Source organism: Thermomonas sp. XSG (assembly GCF_014678725.1).
Lineage (GTDB): Bacteria > Pseudomonadota > Gammaproteobacteria > Xanthomonadales > Xanthomonadaceae > Thermomonas.
This window is the reverse complement of record NZ_CP061497.1, coordinates 1390770-1410725: the sequence shown is the minus strand read 5'-3', so window position 1 is coordinate 1410725 and position 19956 is coordinate 1390770. Positions and strand designations below refer to the sequence as shown.

The following is a 19956-nucleotide window of genomic DNA, read 5'->3' as shown; positions in this document are numbered from 1 at the left end:
GCACGCCCGGGTCGAGCACTCGTGAGTCCCGGGGGCTTGAGCAGTGCGAAGGTCAGCTTCTGGCCGAAATCAGTCGTCCGCTTCTCACTCCTTATCTGGCGACAGCAAGCTCACCCCAGCTTGTCGTATATCGCCCCGACAGCGTCGCCTGATTCATCCTCCATACCGGCTTCTCTAGCGCCCCTTTGCGCGGACGCCAGGCACTCGACGCCAGTCCTAGCGCCCCTCTCCCGAAGCGCGCATTGGCCCGATCCATCACGTCCATCAGGGTCTTGGAGCGCGGATCGGCCTGTGCGAACAGATCCGCTTGCTGGTGGTCGCCGTGAGTCAGATCCAGCAGGCCGACGCCTGCCTTCTTGTAGCGATAGCCCTCCCGATACATCGCCCGCACGAGGTGCTGCGCCAAGCGCAGCACCTCGCGGGTGTCGGACGTGGGGGCGATCAGGGACATGGCGCCGGAAGGGTGGTATTGCGGGGCGTCCGGCTTGAAGGGGTTGGTGTTGCACCAGACCCAGACGCCATTGGCCTGCAGGGAGCGGGCCCGCAGCTTCTCGCAGGCGCGCTGGGCGAAGGTCGCCGCGGCCTGCTGCAGGTCCTCCAACGCGACGACCTCGCGGCCGAAGGAGCGGCTGACCACGATCTGCTTCCTGTCCGGCTCGCTCTCTTCCAGGTCCGCACAGGCGATGCCCTGCAGCTCGCGCTGGGTGCGGGCCAACACGACGCCGTAGCGCGCCCGGAGCGTTTCGGGGTCGGCGCGGCACAGGTCTGCCGCGGTCAGGATGCCCTCGGCACCCAGCCGCGCCGTGAGGCGGCGCCCCACGCCCCAGACATCCTCCACGGGGAAACGCTCCAGCGCCGCATCACCGGGCAGCACTGTCACGATGCCGTGGGGCGTCTTCTTGGCAAGCTTGTTGGCCAGCTTGGCCAGTGTCTTGGTTGGCCCGATTCCCACGCAGCAGGGAATGCCCACCCACTGCCGGATTCGGGCACGCACCTCGGCGGCGACTTGCTCGCGCCGTTCCGCCCGGATGCCTTGGAAGTCCACGAAGGACTCGTCGATGGAGTACACCTCCACCCGGGCGAACTGGTCGCGCAGGATCGACACCACTCGTCCCGACAGGTCGCCGTAGAGGGCGAAGTTGGCCGAGAAGATCCGCAGCTGCCGGCGCAGCGCCGGCGACACCTCATGGATGGGCTGGCCCATCCCAATCCCGAGATCCTTGCACTCCTGGCTACGCGCAATCACGCAGCCGTCGTTGTTGGACAGCACGCAGACGGGCACGCCCTGCAGCTCGGGCTTGAACGCCCGCTCGCAGGAGGCATAGAAGTTGTTGCCGTCGACCAGGCCGAACATGCGTTGTCCCTCCGTGCGCCCATCAGCCCACGGGCAGATGGACGGTCGATTCCGCTTCACCGGGCAGCTGGCGGATCAGGCTCAACACGCCCTCGAAGCGCTGCAATTCGGCCTCTTCAGTGGTGGCGCGGGCATAGGTCTCCGGCTCATCCAGCACGTCCAGCATCACCGCGGTGGCCGATCCATCGTTGTGCAAGGCCAGATGGGCCTCATAGACGCAGGCACCGGTCCAGGAACGCCAGCACCGCAACACATCGCCGTCCAGCCAGATCGCCCAGCGGTCGTCCATGTCGCGCGGCCACAGGCCTGCCTGCAGCCGCAGGACATCGTCGGCGGCAAACACGTGGCGGCACCGCAGCGGCCAGCGCGGGCCTTCCATCGGCTTCAGCTTGTACTTCCAGCTCTGCGGGATGTCGCTCATCGCTTGCGCCCCAGGAGTTGACGGAAGTTCCAAGTCACGACACCCCAGATCTCCAGCTCCATGTCGGGGGGAACCAAGATCGGGGGATAGTCCGGATGCCCGGAATGCAGCTCGAAACGCCTGCCGCGCCGCTGCAGCTGCTTGCAGGTGAAGCCACTGTCCCAGATGGCGATCACGATGTGGCCGTGTCGCGGCGTGATGCTGCGATCCACGATCAGCGTGTCGTCGGGGTAGATGCCGAAGTTGATCATCGAGATCCCGGTGTCGGCCCGCATGAAGAAGGTCGAGACGGGATTGAGGATGCAGTGCCGGTTGAGGTCCAGCGCGTCGTTCTCGCCATAGAAGTCCTCGGCCGGCGACGGGAAGCCGCAGGTCACCCGGTTCGACAGCAGGGGGAGCGCAAGCTCTGGCGCGTCAGCATCGGCAGGTCCGATGACGCCAGGCGGGAGGAGGGGCGAGGGGGGATCGAACATGGCGGCAGTCTCGGGGACGGCGGGCTCACCGTTTGAGACGGGCCATGATAGTCTGTTAGTAGTAATACTACTAACTGGCTTTTGCGGCGCACACTTCCACCCGACAGCTCAAGGACTTCCTGAGGCGAAACCCGGGTCTTGGCGCGGTTGGCCGCCCCGTCATCCCTGGCGGGGCGCGCGACGGGTGGATGTCCTAGCCGGTGGGCCGGTCCCGTGCGTTGCCAACGAGCACAGTGTTGTTGGTCAAGCGATGGGAGGACATCAGCCAAGTCCCAGTCGAGGGGTCAGAAAAGTCCGGTTCGCGTCGACTGATCCGCTCAGCCCTGCTGGGCGTCTCTCCATGCAGTGACCCGTCCACTGCGACTGTTTTTCCCTCAGCACAGAAAGCGCCTCGCCATGACCCCGATGGCACCAGGCGCACGACTCGTGCTTTGAGACCCGCCATGCTGGTGTCGGATACCTCGTCACCCCATCAGGGAAACACTTGTCGTAAGGACAGAAAATTCTGATGATGGAGGCGTCATGTGCTATTCCGCCCAAGCTTGGCAGGACTACCGCAAGTACAAGCGGGAGTTCGGTGCGACCCTTGGCATCGCCGAGTACGTGCGCCTGTTCCGGCAATGGCAATCAGGCGCGGAGACTCCAAAGTTCCCCAAGGCGCTCCTGGATGCGTTCGCGGACGCCAGCAGTGGCGATGAGGCCCGAATCCGCCACATGATCGAAGCTTTGGAAGCTGGCCAGATCGCAGCCGTGGAGCAGGGGCTGTTCGCCCTGAAGAAGCGCTTGGCGGACGCCGAGCGCGCCTTGCAGACCAAGATCACCAAGAAGGCCCAGAACGACCAGCGGATTGCCACCGACAAGATCGGCAAGGCCTCCCAGCGGCTCAGAGACCTGCACCGCACAAGCCCCCTGCCGCGTGACGCCCGTTTTTTTCCGGGCAACTACGCGACGGTCATGGTGGCCGAAGAGGGCAAGCGCGTCGTCTATCCCATGCGCTACGGTTGCCGCCCGGCCGGCAAGCCGGCCTTCTACGACACCCGCTATCCCGGCACCTACAACGCCCGCCGGGACAATCTGGAGGGCTTCTGGAAGGGGCAGTTCGGGCACACTCATGCCCTAATCGTGGTCGAGACCTTCTACGAGAACGTCGAGGGCAAGGACGGCAAGAATCAGGTGCTGCAGTTCACGCCTCGGGACGGAGGGCCGATGTACGTGCCCTGCCTGTTTTCCCACTGGACCGACCCGAAGGGCCTCGAGCCGGAACTGTGGTCATTCGCCGCCATCACGGACGACCCGGAGCCGGAGGTCGCAGCCGCCGGCCACGACCGGACGATCATCAACATCAAGCCCGAGCACATCGACGCTTGGCTGAACCCCGATTACGCCAACCTGCAGGAGCTCTACGCCATCTTCGATGACCGCCAGCACCCGTATTACGAGTATCGGGAAGCTGCATAGCCGCCGAAATGCCGCGAGAAGGTGTGAGGTAATTTGGTTGGGTCAACTCCCGCTTCGATCAAAGGTGTCGTCGGATAGGGGTAATGAGCCTGTCTGCTTGAGCACGTGGTTGTAGTAGCTGTTGAGCCGCGGTAGTTGCTACTTCCTGGCGCAGGTCGTCTCACTAGCGAGTTGATACAAGTAGTCCGCCCACGCCTGCATCATTTTTTTCCGCTCCGCCAAGTGCGCGGTGCGGTTATAGGCCCGCCCAAGCGGATCCCGGACTGCATGGGCAAGCTGGTGCTCGATGAAGTCCGGTCGGAACCCAAGCACCTCGTCCAGCACGGTACGAGCCATTGCGCGGAAGCCGTGCCCAGTCATCACGCTCCCGTCGTAGCCCATTGTCCGTAGGGCCACGTTGATTGTGTTCTCGCTCATAGGCCTGGACGCGCCGCGGACACTTGGAAAGACGTACTCGCTCCGCTGTGTCAGAGGGTGGAGCTCCCGGAGGATCGCAATTGCTTGGGTTGCCAAGGGGACGATATGGGGCGTCTTGGTCTTCGAGGCCGTATAACGCCACTCAGCGCCCTCCAAGTCGATGTCAGCCCATCGGGCGCTTCGCAGCTCGCCTGGGCGAACGAAGAAGAGCGGAGCGAGCTTGAGGGCGGCTGTGGTGACTGGCGAGCCCTGGTAGGCATCGATGGCCCTAAGCAGCTTCCCGATCTTTGCGGGCTCCGTCAGTGCGGCAAGATGGGTTGTCTTCGGTTGCTCCAGAGCGCCCGTCAGGTCGGCCGCGGGGTTCCGCTCAGCGCGGCCGGTGGCGATGGCGTAGCGGAACACCTGGCCCGCGTGCGCTCGGGCGCGGTGGGCGGTCTCTATCACTCCGCGACGCTCAAGCTTTCGCAACGCATCCAGAAGCAGCGGCGCAGTCACTTCTGTGATCGGCAAGTCTCGGATGCTGGCCATGTCCTTCTCGATCAGTCGGCGCTCGCGCTTTACAGACTGAGGGCTCAACCCCTCCTTGGCGCGCTTCTCCAGCAACTCCAAGCCAACGGCGCCGAAGGTGGTCGCAGCCTGCCCGGCCTTTGTGATGCGCTCTACGCGAGCCACGTGCGCAGGATTCGCGCCAGATCGGACCAGGGCCCGAAGTCGGTCTCGCTCTGCACGAGCGTCGGCCAGCCCCATGGTTGGGAATTCGCCAAGGGTGATCATGCTCGCCTGGCCGGCGTGCCGGTAGCGGTACCGCCAGACTTTGGCGCTACTCGGGCGTACCTCGAGGCATAGGCCCTGAGCATCAGCGACGCGATACGCGCGCTCACGCGGCTTCTGGGCTCGGATCTTGGTGTCAGTGAGCATGTGAGTCAGCGATGTGTGAGTCAGCCCATGGAAGAGGGCTGATTGACTCACAGCGTGACTCACTTCCTGGGCGGATTCAACTGGACGACCATGGACAGCGATGAACGATAAGCCAAGTAAAATGCTTGCTCTGACGTGGTCGAGTGGACTGCTCTGGACGTCAATGGATGGCTATTTGGTGGGCCCACCAGGACTCGAACCTGGAACCAAAGGATTCACGCTGCCCGATGCTTTCGCACCGGCGTGGACTATCTCATCACCCTCAGCCTGCGCTGGTGGGGTGCGGGAGGCTCTGGCCTGTCATTAAGGGCGCTTCAGCCCTCAGGTAGTCTCTGCACCTTCCGGCGGTGTACCGCCGGCTCGGCTCAGGATTGCCGCCGGCCAGCCGGTTGCCCGGCCGCGATGCGGTTCCCCTGAATTCTTCCCGTTTTCATCCGCGCATTCCTGTGCGGCGTCACCTTTCGATGAGTCCTCTGCTCTAACCATTGAGCTATAGGCCCGTATGCCTATCGTAGCAATGCAGCCGAGGTCGGTCACTCGCCCGGTTGCAGACCGCTTTCGATGGATGCGCGGTCCAGCTGTCGACGGCAGCATCGAATCGGGGTCTTCGCGCTTGCCGCTGGCCCATTGCAACTTGCCGTGTGGCACGGGATGGCGCGGCGCCATGCCGGCCCGGTTCGCCCTTAAAGTCGTGGTCAGAAAAGCGAAGCCCCGCGATTGCGGGGCTTCGATACTGCGGGTCGGGAGCGATCACTCCACGTCGAGGAAGCTGCGCAGCGTCTCCGAACGGCTGGGGTGGCGCAGCTTGCGCAGCGCCTTGGCTTCGATCTGGCGGATGCGCTCGCGGGTCACGTCGAACTGCTTGCCGACTTCTTCCAGGGTGTGGTCGGTGTTCATGTCGATGCCGAAGCGCATGCGCAGCACCTTGGCTTCGCGCGGGGTCAGCCCGGCCAGCACGTTGCGCACGGTCTCGATCAGGTTGATGTCGGTGGTGGCGTCGATCGGGGACATCACGTTGGTGTCCTCGATGAAGTCGCCGAGGTGCGAATCCTCGTCGTCGCCGATCGGCGTCTCCATCGAGATCGGCTCCTTGGCGATCTTCATGACCTTGCGGATCTTGTCCTCGGGCATGTCCATTTCCTTGGCCAGCTCCTCCGGCGTGGCCTCGCGGCCGTACTGCTGGAGCATCTGGCGGGAAATGCGGTTGAGCTTGTTGATCGTCTCGATCATGTGCACCGGGATGCGAATGGTGCGCGCCTGGTCGGCGATCGAGCGGGTGATCGCCTGGCGGATCCACCACGTCGCGTAGGTCGAAAACTTGAAGCCGCGGCGGTGCTCGAACTTGTCCACCGCCTTCATCAGGCCGATGTTGCCTTCCTGGATCAGGTCGAGGAACTGCAGGCCGCGGTTGGTGTACTTCTTGGCGATGGAGATGACCAGGCGCAGGTTGGCCTCGACCATTTCCTTCTTGGCCTTGCGTGCCTTGGCTTCGCCGTAGGCCATCGCGCGGTTGATTTCCTTGAGGTCGGCCAAGGTCACCTGCATCGCCTTCTCCAGCGCGATGGTGGCTTCCTGCTCGGCGATGATCTGCTCGCGCACGTCGCGCAGGGCGCTGCCCCACTTCTGCTTGCGCTTGAGCAGTTCGTCGACCCACTCGAGGTTGGTCTGGTTGCCTTCCCAAGCCTTGATGAAGTCCTTGCGCGGCATCTTGGCCACGCGGGTGGACAGGTCGAGGATGCGGCGCTCGTGATCCTTCGCCTGGTTGACCGCCTCGCGCAGCTTCTTCACCAGCGCGTCGGTCAGCGGCAGCGGCAGCTTCAGGGTGACGAAGATCGCGGCGATCTCCTCGCGCGCCTTCAGCGCGCCCTTGGCGTCCGGGCCACCCTTGGCGTAAGCCTTCTCGAAGCGGGCGAAGGCGGCGGCCATCGCCTCCATGCGGGCGGCGACCTCGGCCGGATCCGGGCCGGTCGGTGCCGGCTCGTCGGCGTCGCCGCCGGTGTCCTCGTCCTCGTCCTCCTCGACGTCCGCGTCGGCATCCACCTCGGCGACCACGGGCGCGGGTTCCGGTTCCGGCTCCTCGTCGTTGAAGCCGACCACGATCTCGGCGAGGCGCTTCTTGCCGGCCTTGTGCAGCTCCCAGTCCTCCAGCAGCATCTGGGCGGACCAGGGGAAGCTGGCCAGCGCGGCGTTCATCTGCGCCAGGCCTTCTTCGATGCGCTTGGCGATGGCGATTTCGCCCTCGCGGGTCAGCAGGTCCACCGTGCCCATCTCGCGCATGTACATGCGCACCGGGTCGGTGGTGCGGCCGCCCTCGGTGTCGACCGAGGTCAGCGCCGCAGCGGCTTCCTCGGCCGCGGTTTCGTCGACCTCGCGGCCGCCGGCCTGCTGGCCGGCCAGCAGCAGGGTTTCCACATCGGGCGCAACCTCGTGCACCTCGATGCCCATGCCGTTGATCATGCCGATGATGTCTTCCAGCTGCTCCGGATCGACCATGTCGTCGGGCAGGTGGTCGTTCACCTCGGCGTACGTCAGATAGCCTTGCTCTAGACCCTTGGAGATCAGGAGCTTGATGTCGGATTGCGGGGCTGTCTGCCGTTCGTTGGCCATGTGGGGTGCTACCGTGTCGAGGGGATCTGCGGACGACGCAGAAAGAGAACCAAGCATTATACCGTGCGTGCGTGGGTGACGGCCGCCGGGCTTTGCGTGGTTCAGGGGCGAAGCAGGAACGTCACCGGCCCGTCGTTGACCAGGCTGACCACCATATGGGCACCGAAGCGCCCGGTTTCCACCCCCGGGGCGTGCAGTTCTCGGCAGATCGCCACCAGCCGGTCGAACCCGCGTTCAGCTTCCGCGGGCGGGGCCGCGGTGGTGAAGCTGGGGCGCATCCCGCTGCGGGTGTCGGCAGCCAAGGTGAATTGACTCACCAGCAACAGGCCGCCGCCGATGTCCGTCAAAGAGCGATTCATCTTGCCGGCATCGTCGCCGAAAATGCGGTAACCCAGCAGGCGCTGGGCCATCCGGCGGAATTGTGCTTCTGTATCGCCCGGCTCCACCGCGACCAGCGCCAGCAGGCCAGGGCCGATAGCACCCACAACCGCATCGTCGACGGTCACCCGGGCTTCGGTCACGCGCTGGATCAGGGCAAGCATCGGCACATTGTAGGGTCGGCGCCGTGGTTTCATGGCCATCGTGCGTGCCTCCTACAATAGGCCGATGACCAACCTTGCCGCCGCCCTGCTGTATGCCCTGGCCTGGGCCGTCGCGCGCCTGCCGTGGCCGCTGCTGCGGGCGCTGGCGGATGGTGTGGCGCGCCTGTGGATCGCGCTGGATGCACGCGAGGCGCGGGTCACGCGGCGCAATCTGGAGCTGATCCGCGCCGATCTGGACGTCAACGCGCGGGAAAGTCTGCTGGGCGAGATCATCCGGACCACCGTCCGGCAAGCCTTCGAGACGCTGCGGCTGTGGACCAGGCCGGCTGCGCGCAACCTGGCCGACATCGCGGAAGTCCACGGCGAGGCGCTGTTCGACGAAGCCGTGCGCAGCGGCGAAGGCCTGATCGTGGCCGCCCCGCACATGGGTAACTGGGAGCTGCTGAACCAGTGGCTGGCCAGCAAGACCCCGCTGGCGATCCTGTACCGCCCGCCGGAGTCCGCGGTGGGCGAGGCTTTCCTGCGCCGCGTGCGCGCCAATGCAGGCGGCGACGTCGAACAGGTGCGCGCCGAGGCGGCAGGCGTGCGCACCCTGCTCAAGCGCCTGCAGAAGGGCGGCGTGGTCGGCATCCTGCCCGATCAGCAGCCCAAGGCCGGCGAGGGCGAATTCGCGCCATTCTTCGGCAAGCAGGCGCTGACCATGACCCTGCTGGGACGCTTGGCCAACCGCAGCGGCGCACGGGTGCTGCTGTGCTGGTGCGAGCGGCTGCCGGGGACCAGCGCGCCACGCTTCGCCCTGCACGTGCAGGCCGCACCGGCCGGCGTGGACGCGGCCGATCCGGCGCAGGCGGTGGCCGCGCTGAACGCCGGGGTGGAGGCGGTGGCGCGGCGCGATTTCGCCCAGTACCAGTGGACCTACAAGCGCTACACGCTGCGCCCGCCCGGCAGCGGCGAGGAAAACCCGTACTGGGATCTGTACCGCTGATCCGGGCCGCGCCGGCGACAATCCGCACCTCGCAAAGGAACCCGCATCGACATGCCCGACACCATCCTCGTCGTCGGCGGCGCCGGCTACATCGGCTCGCACATGGTCAAGCGGCTGCGCCGCGCCGGTTTCCATCCGGTGGTGGCCGACGATCTGTCCTCCGGCCATCGCGAAGCCGTACTGGACGCGCCGCTGCACGTGGGCGACATCGGCGACTGCGCATTCGTCGATGCCGTGCTGGGTGAGGTCCGGCCGGCGGCGGTCATGCACTTCGCCAGCTGCATCCAGGTCGGCGAGTCCGTCGTCGATCCGGCCAAGTACTACCGCAACAACGTGACCGCCACGCAGGTGCTGCTGGACCGGATGCGCGCGCACGGCGTGGCGCGCTTCATCTTCTCCTCCACCGCGGCGATCTTCGGCGACCCGGACTACGTGCCGATCGACGAGGCGCACCCGAAGGCGCCGATCAATCCCTACGGCCGCAGCAAGTGGTTCGTCGAGCAGATGCTCGAGGATTTCGACCGCGCCTACGGGCTGAAGTCGGTCTGCCTGCGCTATTTCAACGCCGCCGGCGCCGATGCCGAAGGCGAGCTGGGCGAATGCCACGAGCCGGAGACGCACCTGATCCCGCTGATCCTGCAGGTCGCCTCGGGGCGCCGCCCGCACATCACCGTCCATGGCGAGGACTACGCCACCGCCGACGGCACCTGCATCCGCGACTACATCCACGTCGAGGACCTGGCCGATGCCCACCTGCTGTCGCTGCGGCAGCTGCTCGCCGGCGGCGACAGCGCGCGCTACAACCTCGGCAACGGCAATGGCTATTCGGTGCGCGAGGTGATCGAGGCGGCGCGCCGCGTTACCGGCCATCCCATCCCGGTGGTCGCGGGGGCGCGCCGCGAAGGCGACCCGCCGGTGCTGGTGGCGGATGCGCGCGCCGCGCGCGACGCCCTGGGCTGGCGGCCGGCCCATGCCGACCTCGATGCCATCGTCGCGCATGCCTGGGCATGGGAGCAGCGGCGCGCCGGCGGATAAACGCCGCAGGCGCGGATGCCCGGCCCGCGGGGATCAGGACGTGCCTTGCCCCGCCAGCTGCAGGAACAGGTCTTCGTAGCGTTGGTTCATCAGCGCGCGGCCATGCCGGTCCAGCGCCGCCGCGCGGGCGTTCGACGCCATCCGCGCGGCATCGTCAGGATCGCGCAGCAGGCGCTCCAGCGCATCGGCCAGCGCAACCGGATCCGATTCTGGCACCAGCAAACCGTCCTCCCCATCGCGGAGGACTTCGCGCACGCCCGGCACCGCGCTGCCCACCACCGCGCAGCCTGCGGCCATGCCCTCCAGCAGCGCCAGCGGCATGCCTTCGTAATGGGTGCTGAGCACACAGATCTGGTGTGCCATCAACCGCTGCGGCACGTCGCGCACCACGCCCGGGAACTGCACCCGATCGGCGATGCCCAGCTGGGCGGCCAGTGTTTCCAGTGGCTTGCGGTGCAGTGCCTTGCCGCCGCCGGGCAGCTGCAGCGGCACGTGCAGGCCGCGTTGGCCCAGCAGCGCCACCGCGCGCAGCAGGGTGGCGTGGTCCTTCTGCCTGGAGAACCGCGCCACCATCACGATGCCGGGCGTGCGTCCCGCGAAGGGATGCGCACCGGCCCCGGCGAACGGCTCCAGCCGGATGCCGTTGGGGATGGCGATGGTGCGCTCGGGAGGCATGCCCAGCGCCAGCAGTGCTTCGCGCACGCCGTCGGAGCAGCCGACGATGCGATCGGTACGCCGCGCCAGCCAGCGCGTCTGCGCCAGCCGCCAGCCGGTGTAGCGCTCGCGGGTGTTGTGCTCGACGTGGACCAGGTGCGGCACCTGCGCCAGCAGGCCGGCGTAGCGGCCCCACAGGTGTTCGGAGAAGCCGTGCGCCACCAGCACGTCGGGGCGGAATTCCCGGCACAGCCTGACCAGCGCGACGATGGTCGCCAGGTGCGACCAGCCCGGCACCAGCCGCAGCGGCACGCCCTGTTCCCGCAGCTCGGCGATGCGTGCCGGCGGCGTGCGGCGCTTGCGCCGCAGCACCAGCAGCGGTTCGATGCGCGCGCTGTCGCGTGCCGCGTTGACCAGCTGCAGCGCAACCTGTGTCGCCCCACCGGAGAAGCCGCCGGTGACGAAGTGGAGGACGCGCGGCAGGTTGCTCATGGCTGCCATCCGTGGCGAGCCAGCGCGCGTCCGGAGCGGCGCGCCCGCAACCACCAGCCGCGGCTTCGCCAGTCGCGCAGGATGGAAGCGGTTCCCTGCGGGAACAGTACTGCGTGCGCGTGGGCGAACGCATCGCGCAACGAGGGCTCCTGGTCGAGCGGCCCCGCTTCAGCGCGCCGCAGCATCGAGACGAAGCTGCGCAGCGCGAAGTACTCCACCGCCCGCTGCACGCTACGGCTGGAGGCATGGGCTGGTGTGGACAGGCCGCGTTGCAGCTCCATGATCGACGTCAATCCATCGCGGATGCGCTGTGGCGTCAGCGAGGCCAGGATGCTGGCACCGTGCTGGCGGTAGCCGACCCATGGGGCGGCAATGTGGGCGAAGCTCCCGGCTGCGATGACCAGCGGCGCGATCACCGCGATGTCCTCGAAGTAACGGCCTTCCGGAAACGGCGCGTGCAGCCACGCCTCGCGCCTGGCGATCTTCGACCACGCGTGCAGCTCGCCGGCTTCCAGCAGGCCCCTGATCAGCGCACCACGATCCCGGCATGCGCCACCGGTGCTGCCGGCGAAGCTGCGCACATGGCGTTCGCCGCGCAGCCGGTGCTTCAACGACCGCCGTTCACGCAGGTAGGCGAAGTCGCACAACACCAGGTCCGGCGCATCCTGCGCGATGACTGCGCGCAAGCCGGTGATCGCGCCCGGCAGCAGTATGTCGTCGGAATCCAGGAACCAGACGTAGCGTCCGCGCGCCTGCGCCAGCAGGCTGTTGCGGGCCGCCGACAGGCCGCGGTTGCGCTCGTGCCGCAGCAGGCGCAGCTGCCGGGGGTGTTGATGCGCAATACGTTCCACCTTCGCCCAGGAGTCGTCGCTGCCGGCATCGTCCAGCGCGAGGATTTCCACCCCGTCGTCGGCCTGTTCGATGATCGAATGCAGGCAGGCTTCGACGTAGGCGGAGACGTTGTAGACCGGCACCAGCACGCTCAACCATGGAGCGCCGGTCGCGCCGGAGGTTGACTCAGCGGCAGCCACGGGTGGCCTCCGCATCCAGCAGCCACCAGCGCCGCCCGTTGGCCACGTCCATGTCGCGCGCGCGCGCGCTGTCGATGCAGGCGGGCAGGCCTTGGCCTTCCTCCACCAGCAGCCAGCGCGCTCGCGGATGCGTGTGCTGCCAGCGCACGCCGTCGGCGAATTGCAGGGCGGCATCGCGCTTGAAGCCGAAATCGGCGGCCGGACGGTCCGCCATCAGCAGCTGCTGTTCGCGCCAGCCGACCAGGCCCAGTTCGGCTGCGGGGCCGATGGCCGCCCCCACGTCCCGCATCAGGCCGCGCGAGGAGCTGCCGTCGTTGAGCAGCGGCGCGCCGACCAGCGAGTACAGCAGCCACAGCCCGGTCAGCATCGCCACCAGCGCGGCGTGCGCGCGGCGGCGGCCGCACCACAGCGTGCTGCCCAGGCCGAAGCCGCCGATGGCCGCGAACATCCATGCCAGTCCGTCGGCGACGTGCGCATCGCGGCCCTCCATGAAACCGCGCTCGAAACCCGGCTCGCCCAGCAGCATCGCCAGGCCCGCGCCCAGCGCGGCCAGCGAGAACGCCAGCACGAAGCCCAGCAGCAGGCGCTGCGCATTCGGCCGCCGCAGGATGCCGGGCAGCAGCGGCGCCAGCGCCAGCGCCAGCATCGGCAGCGCCGGCAGGATGTACATGTCGCGCTTGCCGGAAGGGATGCTGAAGAACACGAACACCAGCAGCACCCAGCCCAGCGGGACCAGGAAGCGCGCATCGCGCCGTCGCAGCCGCCGCCGCCATGCCGGGATCGCCCACGGCAGCGCCAGCGCGGTGGGCAGCCAGGCGGTCAGCAACACTTCGATGAAGTACCACCACGGCTGGCCGTGGTGCCAGGAATTGGCGTAGCGGGTGACGGTCTGGCGCAGCAGGATGTCGTCGACGTAGGCGCGGTAGTCGCCGCTGCCGTTGCCCAGCGCGGCGATCAGCATCGGCACCAGCCACACGCCGCAGGCGGCGACGAAGGCCAGAGGCCCGAGCCAGAAGCGCGCATCGCGCGCATGGATGCGCACCCCGGCCCAACCGCGCAGCGAGGCGACGGCAGCGGGGATCAGGATCAGCAGCGCGATCACGCCGACGCCCTTGGTGATCGTGCCCAGTCCCGCCGCCGCCCAGCCCAGTGCCCACAGCCGCCAGTTCTGGCCCTGCAACACGTGCCGCAGCAGCGCATAGCAGGACAACGTGATCCAGAACACCACCATCGGGTCGATCTGCGCCTTCTTGGCCTGCCAAGTGAACTGGATGGTCAGCAGCGTGATCCAGCCGGCATACAGGCCGATCCGCCGCGTCCACAGCCGTGCGCCGAGGTCGGTCACGCACCACAGCGTGCCCAGTGCGGCCAGCAGCGAGGGCAGCAGGAAAGCGATGCGCAGGTTGCCGGTCAGCCACAGCAGCGCTGCCTGCATCCACATGAACAGCGGCGGCTTGTCCGAATACAGTTCGCTGCCGCGATGCGGGAACAGCCAGTCGCCGCTCTCCACCATCTGCTTCGCCACCAGCGCGAAGCGCGGCTCGTCGGCCGGCCACGGATCGCGCAGGCCCAGCCCGGTGGCCAGGATCAGCAGCGCAAACAGCCAGAACAGCCAGGTTTCCCGACGGGTTTGATTCATCGCCGAATGATAGTGGCGAAGGCTCAGGACTTTTGCAGCCGCGCGCAGAAAAAGCCATCCATGCCGGCTTCACCGGGCAGGCGCTGGCGGCCGAAGCCGGTGTCGTGGCCGAAACCCGCGTCCAGCGGCACCAGCGTGGCGTCGGGCGTGCGGGCGAGGAAGGCTTCGACCTGCGCGGCGTTTTCCGCATGCAGGATCGAGCAGGTGGCATACACCAGCGCGCCGCCGCGGGCGAGCAATGGCCACAGCGCGTCGAGCAGCTGCGCCTGGGTGGCGCGCAGGGCGGTGATGTCGGTGTCGCGCCGGTGCAGCAGTACGTCGGGCTGGCGGCGCACGATGCCGGTGGCGCTGCACGGGGCGTCGATCAGGATGGCGTCGAAGGCCGTGCCGTCCCACCAGCCGTCGGGCTGCATGGCGTCGGCCGTAACCACGCCGATGTCTTGCAGCCGCAGCCGCGCGAAGGTGTCCTGCATCCGCCGCGCACGGCGCGCGTCCACATCCAGCGCGGTGATGCGCAGGCTGGCATCGCGCTCGGCCAGATGCGCGGCCTTGCCGCCGGGGGCGGCGCAGGCATCGAGGACACGCGCACCGGCGGCAGGCGCCAGCGCATCGACCACGGCCTGCGCCGCGCCGTCCTGCACCGACACCAGCCCGGCGTCGAAGCCGGGCAGCTGTTGCACCGGCAGCGCGGTTTCCAGCCGTAGCGCGTCAGCCAGCGAAGGCGCCGGCGAGGCCTCGATGCCGGCTTCGTGCAGCAGCGCGAGATAGTCGTCGCGGCCGATCCAGCGGCGATTGACGCGCAGCCACATCGGCGCGATCTGCGCGCTGGCTTCGAAGATCTCGTCGGCTTGCCGGGGCCAGTCCGCGCGCACCTGTTCCGCCAGCCATTGCGGCCATGCCTGCGCGGGATCCGCCGGCGGCAGGCCTTCGCGTTGGGCGCGGCGCAGCAGCGCGTTGACCATGCCGGCCTGGTGGGCGCGGCCCAGCGCGCGGGCGGCGTCCACCGTGGCTGCCAGCACGGCGTGCGCCGGCAGGCCCAGCGTCAGCTGGGCAAGGCCAGCCAGCAGCAGCGCACGCAGGATGCCGTCGCGCTGGCCCAGCGGACGCGGCGTCCAGCCGTCCAGCGCGGCGTTGTAGCGCACCCGCTGGCGCAGCGCGGCCAGCACCATCGCTTCCACCAGCGCGCGGTCGCGCGGGTCGGCGAGGCCGGGCAGGCTGGCGCCCAGCGCCGCCTTCAGCGAGCGGCCGCGGTGCAGCACCTCGTCCAGGGTGCGCGCCGCGGCGACGCGGGTGGCGACGCCATCGCTCACGCGAACACGTCGCGGCGGGCGTTGCGGTAATCCTGCGCGCTGATCGGCTTGCCGCCGTCGCGCTGCAGCGTCTGCAGGCGCAGCACGCCCTTGCCGCAGGCGATGTCGATGCCTTCGCGCCCGGCGTGCAGCACGCTGCCGGGTGCGGCATCGTGGGTTTCGTCCAGTGCGCGGGCGGCATGGACGCGCACGCGCTCGCCCGCCAGCTGCGCTTCCGCGACCGGCCACGGGTTGAAGGCGCGCACCTTGTTGGCCAGCACCGTTGCCGGCTGCGACCAGTCGAGTTTCGCTTCAGCCTTGTCCAGCTTGTGCGCGTAGGTCACGCCCTCGGCTGGCTGTGGGTGCGGCGGCAGCTGGATGGTGGCGCGCAACAGTCCCAGCGCGTCGGACAGCACGCGTGCGCCCAGCTCGGACAGGCGGTCATGCAACTGCCCGCCGGTTTCCTCCGGGCCGATGTCGAGCGCCTGCGCCAGCAGCACCGGGCCGGTGTCGAGGCCCTTCTCCATCTGCATCAGGCAGACGCCGGTGCGGGTGTCGCCCGCCTCGATCGCGCGCTGGATCGGCGCCGCGCCGCGCCAGCGCGGCAGCAGCGAGGCATGCACGTTCCAGCAGCCGTGTTCGGGAATGTCCAGCACCGACTGCGGCAGGATCAGGCCATAGGCCACCACCACCATGACGTCGGGCTTGAGTGCGCGCAGCACGGCCTTCGATTCCGCCGAGCGGAAGTTTTCCGGCTGGTGCACGGGGATGCCCCGCTGCACCGCTTCAAGTTTCACCGGCGAAGGCGTCAACCCACGGCCACGACCGGCGGGCCGGTCCGGCTGGGTGTAGACCGCCACCACTTCGCCCTTGCTGGCGGCCGCGCGCAGGCAGGGGACGGCGAACTCCGGCGTGCCGGCAAAGACGATGCGCATGGGCTCAGGCGGCCCGCTTCGCCTTCAACAGCTTCTTGCGCACCATCTCGCGCTTCAGCGGGCTCAGGTAATCAACGAACAGCTTGCCCAGCAGGTGGTCCATCTCGTGCTGGATGCACACCGCCAGCACGCCGTCGGCCTCGAGCGAGAACGGCTGGCCGTGGCGGTCCAGCGCCTCCACCGTGATGGTGTCGCTGCGGGTCACGTCGGCATAGATCCCGGGCACCGACAGGCAGCCCTCCTGGTAGACCTGTTCCCCGTCGCGCGCGGTGATGACCGGGTTGACGAACACCAGTGGCCGGCTGCGGTCCTCGGTTACGTCAATGACCATGAACCGCTTGTGCACGTCGACCTGGCTGGCGGCCAGGCCGATGCCGGGCGCCTCGTACATGGTCTCGAACATGTCGTCGATCAGGGTCTGGAAGGCCGGCGTGGCCAGATCGGAGGGATCGACCGCGGCGGCCTGGGTGCGCAGGCGCGGGTCGGGGAATTCAAGGATCGGGAGCAGGGCCATGGCGAAAATCCGGAAACCGGCAGCCGGGCAGGCTGCGATGGCGACGATTGTATCGCGCCCGACCTGCACGGCCGCTTGCCAGCAGGCGTCAGTTGTGGGCTATATTGGTCAGGCTTCAGGGGGTTTTCGCCATACGGAGCGGGGAGATAGCGATCATGCTTGAACGGGTTTCCAACCTGGTGCGCACGGGTGCGCCGCGTCCGCGCGGTCTGCGCACCATGCTCGCGGCCGCGCTGTTGACGGTGGCCACCTATGCCGCGGCGGTCGAGCTGCGCGGCGACCACCCGGACAGCTACGTGGTGAAGCGTGGCGACACCCTCTGGGACATTTCCGCACGATTCCTGAAGAAGCCGTGGCTGTGGCCGGAAATCTGGCAGGCCAACCCGCAGATCAAGAATCCGCACCTGATCTATCCGGGCGATGTCATCAGCCTGGCCTACCTCGACCGCGTGGCGGCCAGGGTGCAGGCCGGCGAGCGCACGGCCAGCCCGGTCAACGCGGTGCCGCTGGAAGAGATCGAGCCGTTCCTGCGCGATACCCGCATGGTGTCGGACATCGACAGCTTGCCTTACGTGGTCGGGCTGGAAGAAAACCGCCTGCGCGGCGTGCGCGGCCACGTGGCCTACGTGCGCGGCCTCGAGGGCATTGCGCCGGGCCAGCGCTACCTGGTCGTCCGTCCGGAGAAGCGCTACCGGATGGTCGAGCGCGCCGGCCTGTGCTGCGATCTGTTCCAGAGCCAGGACCTCGACGCCCGCGGCCGCCCCGGCCCGGACGACGGCACGCTGTGGAGCAATGCGGTCTTCCCGAGCAAGAACACCGAGTTCATGGGCTACGAGCTGGTCACCCAGACCACCGGCACCGTGACCCGTGGCGAAGTCGGCGGCATCCAGGCCAGCACCGTGCTGCTGGACGCGGAAGGCCGCGAAGTGCGCGTCGGCGACCGGTTGGTGCCGGTCGAGGCGCAGCCTTACGACCTGCAGTTCTTCCCGCATCCGCCCAAGCAGCAGGCCAAGTACGGCCGCCTGACTGTGATGTCGGTGGCCGACCAGCTGACCTCCGGCGGTACCCGCGACGTGATCGCGATATCCGGCGGCGCCCGCGAGGGCATCGACAATGGCACCGTGTTCTCGCTGTGGCGGCGTGGCGACTCGGTCAGCGACCGGGTCAAGGCCGGGCTGGATCGCGACGAGGACGTGACCCTGTTTGAGAGCAAGGTGCGCCTGCCCGACGAGTTTGCCGGCCATGCCATGGTGTTCCGCACGTTCGATAACGTCAGCTACGCGCTGGTGATGAGCAGCGTCAAGCCGGTTCGGGTTGGCTATGAGCTGAAGCATCCGGACGCGCCGTACTGATTTTCAGGATTTCCTGACGCAAGACCGCAACGGCGCCCGAGGGCGCCGTTGCCGTTTGCGGGCGACGCTGGCCGCATGCCTGTCGCCCCTGACCACGAATCCCTGTTGCGTCTGCTCCAGAGCGGCGCGCCTGCATCCGCACTGCGTCGACTGCTGGACACCCATGGCGGGGCCGCCGCCGCCATTGCCGCGGGGCGTCGCGACTGGGCCAGCCATGGCTTCGACGCCGCCACCTGCGCGGCCCTGTTGCGTCCAGACGTTTCCGCGCTGGAGCGCAGCCTGCACTGGCTGGATGCGCCGGCGCACCATTTGCTGGGTTGGCGGGATCCGGCCTATCCACCGCTGCTGCGGCGGATCGCCTCGCCACCGGCGATGCTGTTCGTCGCAGGCGACGCCGATCTGCTGTGGCGGCCGGCAGTCGCCATCGTCGGCAGCCGTGCGGCCACCGCCGGCGGCCGCGCCAACGCGGGTCAGTTCGCCGCCGCGCTGGCGCGGTCCGGCCTGTGCGTCACCAGCGGGCTGGCGGCGGGGATCGATGCCGCGGCCCACCAGGCAACCCTGGACGCCGGCGGCATGACCGTCGCCGTGCTCGGCACCGGCCCCGATGTCGCCTATCCCGCCCGCCACCGCCCGCTGATGGCACGGATCGCGGAGGCCGGCGCCGTGGTCAGCGAGCACCCGCCCGGCACGCAGCCGCTGCGGACGCATTTCCCCAGCCGCAACCGCATCCTGGTCGGGCTCAGCCTGGGCATCGTGGTGGTCGAAGCGGCAAGCCGTTCCGGTGCGCTGATCACCGCGCGCCTGGCCGGGGACGCTGGGCGCGAGGTGTTCGCCCTGCCCGGGTCGATCCACAACCCGATGGTGCGCGGCTGCCATCGGCTGATCCGCGAGGGCGCGGCGCTGGTGGAAACCCCGGGTGAAGTGGTCGAGGCGCTGGCGCCGCTGGTGCGGGACCTGGTGCGGTCGTTGCGTGGCGAGTTGGCGCCTTGCCCGCCGCCCGCCGCCGGGCAGGACGGAATCGGGCTGCCGGACCTGCCCGACATCAACCGGTTGTGGCAAGCCCTTGGCCATGACCCAACCGGTATGGATGAACTGCTGGAACGTAGCGGATTGACGGCGGCGGCGGTGTCGTCCATGCTGCTGGCGCTGGAGCTGGAAGGACGGGTCGCGGCCGAACATGGCCGTTACAGTCGGATCGGGGTCTGAGACCAGCGATTCGCTTCCACGGTGCCTGCGGGCACGAGCCAAGGACAGATGGACATGAAAGAGAGCATCCTGGACGTCCTGCTCTACCTGTTCGAGCACTATTTCGCCAATGACGATGCGGCGCTGTCCGACGCGGCCTTCACCGCACGCGACGGTTCGCTGATGAACGAACTGGCGGCTGCCGGGTTCTCGCCCAGCGAAATCCACAAGGCCTTCGACTGGCTGGACGCCCTGGCCCGGCAGCGCCCGGCGCCCGGCCAGGCCCGCGCCAGCGGCCCGGTACGGGTGCTGCACGCGGCGGAACTGGACAAGCTGGACGTCGAGGCGCGGGGATTCCTGCTGTACCTCGAGCAGCACGGCGTGCTGGATGCCGGCCAGCGCGAGCTCGTGCTGGACCGCGCGATGGCGCTGGACCAGGACGAGCTGGACCTGGACGACCTGAAGTGGGTGGTGCTGATGGTGCTGTTCAACCAGCCCGGCTCGGAGGCGGCCTACGCCTGGATGGAAACCCAGATGTACCTGGACGAACCGGAGCCGGTGCACTGAGGACCGAGTCCGCATCCAGGGCGCCGCCGGGTGCCCGCCGCCGGCGGTGTCCGGGCGCGTGGCGCCCAAGGCCGGCATCCGCCGTGCT

At 68.3% G+C, this 19956-nt stretch carries 18 protein-coding genes; 6 read left to right on the top strand and 12 right to left on the bottom strand.

Annotated features, from left to right (window positions below; all coding sequences use genetic code 11):
- Positions 1–91 precede the first annotated feature (91 nt).
- From ICG51_RS06640 to umuD, 3 genes are read right to left on the bottom strand one after another with little or no spacing between them, the layout of a single operon-like run.
- The gene (locus ICG51_RS06640) at positions 92–1354 is read right to left on the bottom strand and encodes a Y-family DNA polymerase (RefSeq protein WP_190282194.1); all 1263 of its coding nucleotides are present in this window, start codon (positions 1352–1354) and stop codon (positions 92–94) included.
- A 22-nt stretch (positions 1355–1376) separates the two neighbouring features.
- A complete protein-coding gene (locus tag ICG51_RS06635; RefSeq protein WP_190282193.1) occupies positions 1377–1775 on the bottom strand; it encodes a hypothetical protein in 399 nt (132 codons plus the stop codon).
- Positions 1772–2248 carry a translesion error-prone DNA polymerase V autoproteolytic subunit gene (gene umuD, locus ICG51_RS06630; RefSeq protein WP_190282192.1) on the bottom strand — a complete coding sequence of 159 codons (477 nt, stop codon included), beginning with the start codon at positions 2246–2248 and terminating at the stop codon, positions 1772–1774. Before umuD ends, ICG51_RS06635 begins: the two co-directional genes overlap by 4 nt.
- Before the next feature lie 522 nt (positions 2249–2770).
- Between umuD and ICG51_RS06625 the strand changes: the two genes are divergently transcribed.
- Positions 2771–3706 (top strand): SOS response-associated peptidase family protein, encoded by a 936-nt coding sequence (locus ICG51_RS06625; protein ID WP_190282191.1) that lies wholly within the window; start codon positions 2771–2773, stop codon positions 3704–3706.
- A gap of 138 nt (positions 3707–3844) precedes the next feature.
- On the opposite strand, the gene ICG51_RS06620 is transcribed toward ICG51_RS06625, so the two are convergent.
- The 3 genes from ICG51_RS06620 to dtd all read right to left on the bottom strand — a co-directional run bounded on the left by ICG51_RS06620 (position 3845) and on the right by dtd (position 8190).
- Positions 3845–5041, bottom strand: coding sequence for an integrase arm-type DNA-binding domain-containing protein (locus ICG51_RS06620; RefSeq protein ID WP_190282190.1), 1197 nt, complete (start codon positions 5039–5041; stop codon positions 3845–3847).
- A 750-nt stretch (positions 5042–5791) separates the two neighbouring features.
- Positions 5792–7648: an RNA polymerase sigma factor RpoD gene (gene rpoD / locus ICG51_RS06615; RefSeq protein WP_190282189.1), complete on the bottom strand. Its 1857-nt coding sequence runs from the start codon at positions 7646–7648 to the stop codon at positions 5792–5794.
- 101 nt (positions 7649–7749) lie between these two features.
- Positions 7750–8190 carry a D-aminoacyl-tRNA deacylase gene (gene dtd, locus ICG51_RS06610; protein ID WP_190282188.1) on the bottom strand — a complete coding sequence of 147 codons (441 nt, stop codon included), beginning with the start codon at positions 8188–8190 and terminating at the stop codon, positions 7750–7752.
- 64 nt (positions 8191–8254) lie between these two features.
- On the opposite strand from dtd, the gene ICG51_RS06605 reads away from it, so the two are divergent.
- Positions 8255–9175, top strand: coding sequence for a lauroyl acyltransferase (locus tag ICG51_RS06605; RefSeq protein ID WP_223809546.1), 921 nt, complete (start codon positions 8255–8257; stop codon positions 9173–9175).
- A gap of 51 nt (positions 9176–9226) precedes the next feature.
- Positions 9227–10210, top strand: a complete 984-nt coding sequence (gene galE / locus ICG51_RS06600; RefSeq protein ID WP_190282186.1) for a UDP-glucose 4-epimerase GalE — start codon at positions 9227–9229, stop codon at positions 10208–10210.
- Between the two features lie 33 nt (positions 10211–10243).
- On the opposite strand, the gene ICG51_RS06595 is transcribed toward galE, so the two are convergent.
- From ICG51_RS06595 to def, 6 genes are read right to left on the bottom strand one after another with little or no spacing between them, the layout of a single operon-like run.
- Entirely contained in the window at positions 10244–11356 is a 1113-nt protein-coding gene (locus ICG51_RS06595) for a glycosyltransferase (RefSeq protein WP_223809545.1), read from the bottom strand.
- Positions 11353–12387, bottom strand: coding sequence for a glycosyltransferase family 2 protein (locus ICG51_RS06590; protein ID WP_190282184.1), 1035 nt, complete (start codon positions 12385–12387; stop codon positions 11353–11355). Before ICG51_RS06590 ends, ICG51_RS06595 begins: the two co-directional genes overlap by 4 nt.
- Complete coding sequence (locus ICG51_RS06585; protein ID WP_190282183.1) at positions 12374–14026, bottom strand: glycosyltransferase family 39 protein; 1653 nt, start codon at positions 14024–14026, stop codon at positions 12374–12376. The genes ICG51_RS06590 and ICG51_RS06585 overlap by 14 nt, the downstream gene beginning before the upstream one ends.
- A 23-nt stretch (positions 14027–14049) precedes the next feature.
- Complete coding sequence (rsmB, locus tag ICG51_RS06580; protein ID WP_223809544.1) at positions 14050–15336, bottom strand: 16S rRNA (cytosine(967)-C(5))-methyltransferase RsmB; 1287 nt, start codon at positions 15334–15336, stop codon at positions 14050–14052.
- Complete coding sequence (fmt, locus tag ICG51_RS06575) at positions 15333–16250, bottom strand: methionyl-tRNA formyltransferase (RefSeq protein ID WP_190282182.1); 918 nt, start codon at positions 16248–16250, stop codon at positions 15333–15335. The genes rsmB and fmt overlap by 4 nt, the downstream gene beginning before the upstream one ends.
- 4 nt (positions 16251–16254) lie before the next feature.
- Positions 16255–16764, bottom strand: coding sequence for a peptide deformylase (gene def, locus ICG51_RS06570; RefSeq protein WP_190282181.1), 510 nt, complete (start codon positions 16762–16764; stop codon positions 16255–16257).
- A gap of 218 nt (positions 16765–16982) precedes the next feature.
- On the opposite strand from def, the gene ICG51_RS06565 reads away from it, so the two are divergent.
- From ICG51_RS06565 to ICG51_RS06555, 3 genes are all read left to right on the top strand, one after another.
- Complete coding sequence (locus ICG51_RS06565) at positions 16983–18116, top strand: LysM peptidoglycan-binding domain-containing protein (protein ID WP_223809571.1); 1134 nt, start codon at positions 16983–16985, stop codon at positions 18114–18116.
- Between the two features lie 75 nt (positions 18117–18191).
- On the top strand, positions 18192–19322 hold the full coding sequence (gene dprA, locus ICG51_RS06560) for a DNA-processing protein DprA (RefSeq protein ID WP_190282179.1): 1131 nt from the start codon (positions 18192–18194) through the stop codon (positions 19320–19322).
- A 54-nt stretch (positions 19323–19376) separates the two neighbouring features.
- Positions 19377–19868 carry a DUF494 family protein gene (locus ICG51_RS06555; RefSeq protein WP_190282178.1) on the top strand — a complete coding sequence of 164 codons (492 nt, stop codon included), beginning with the start codon at positions 19377–19379 and terminating at the stop codon, positions 19866–19868.
- Positions 19869–19956: the final 88 nt, after the last annotated feature.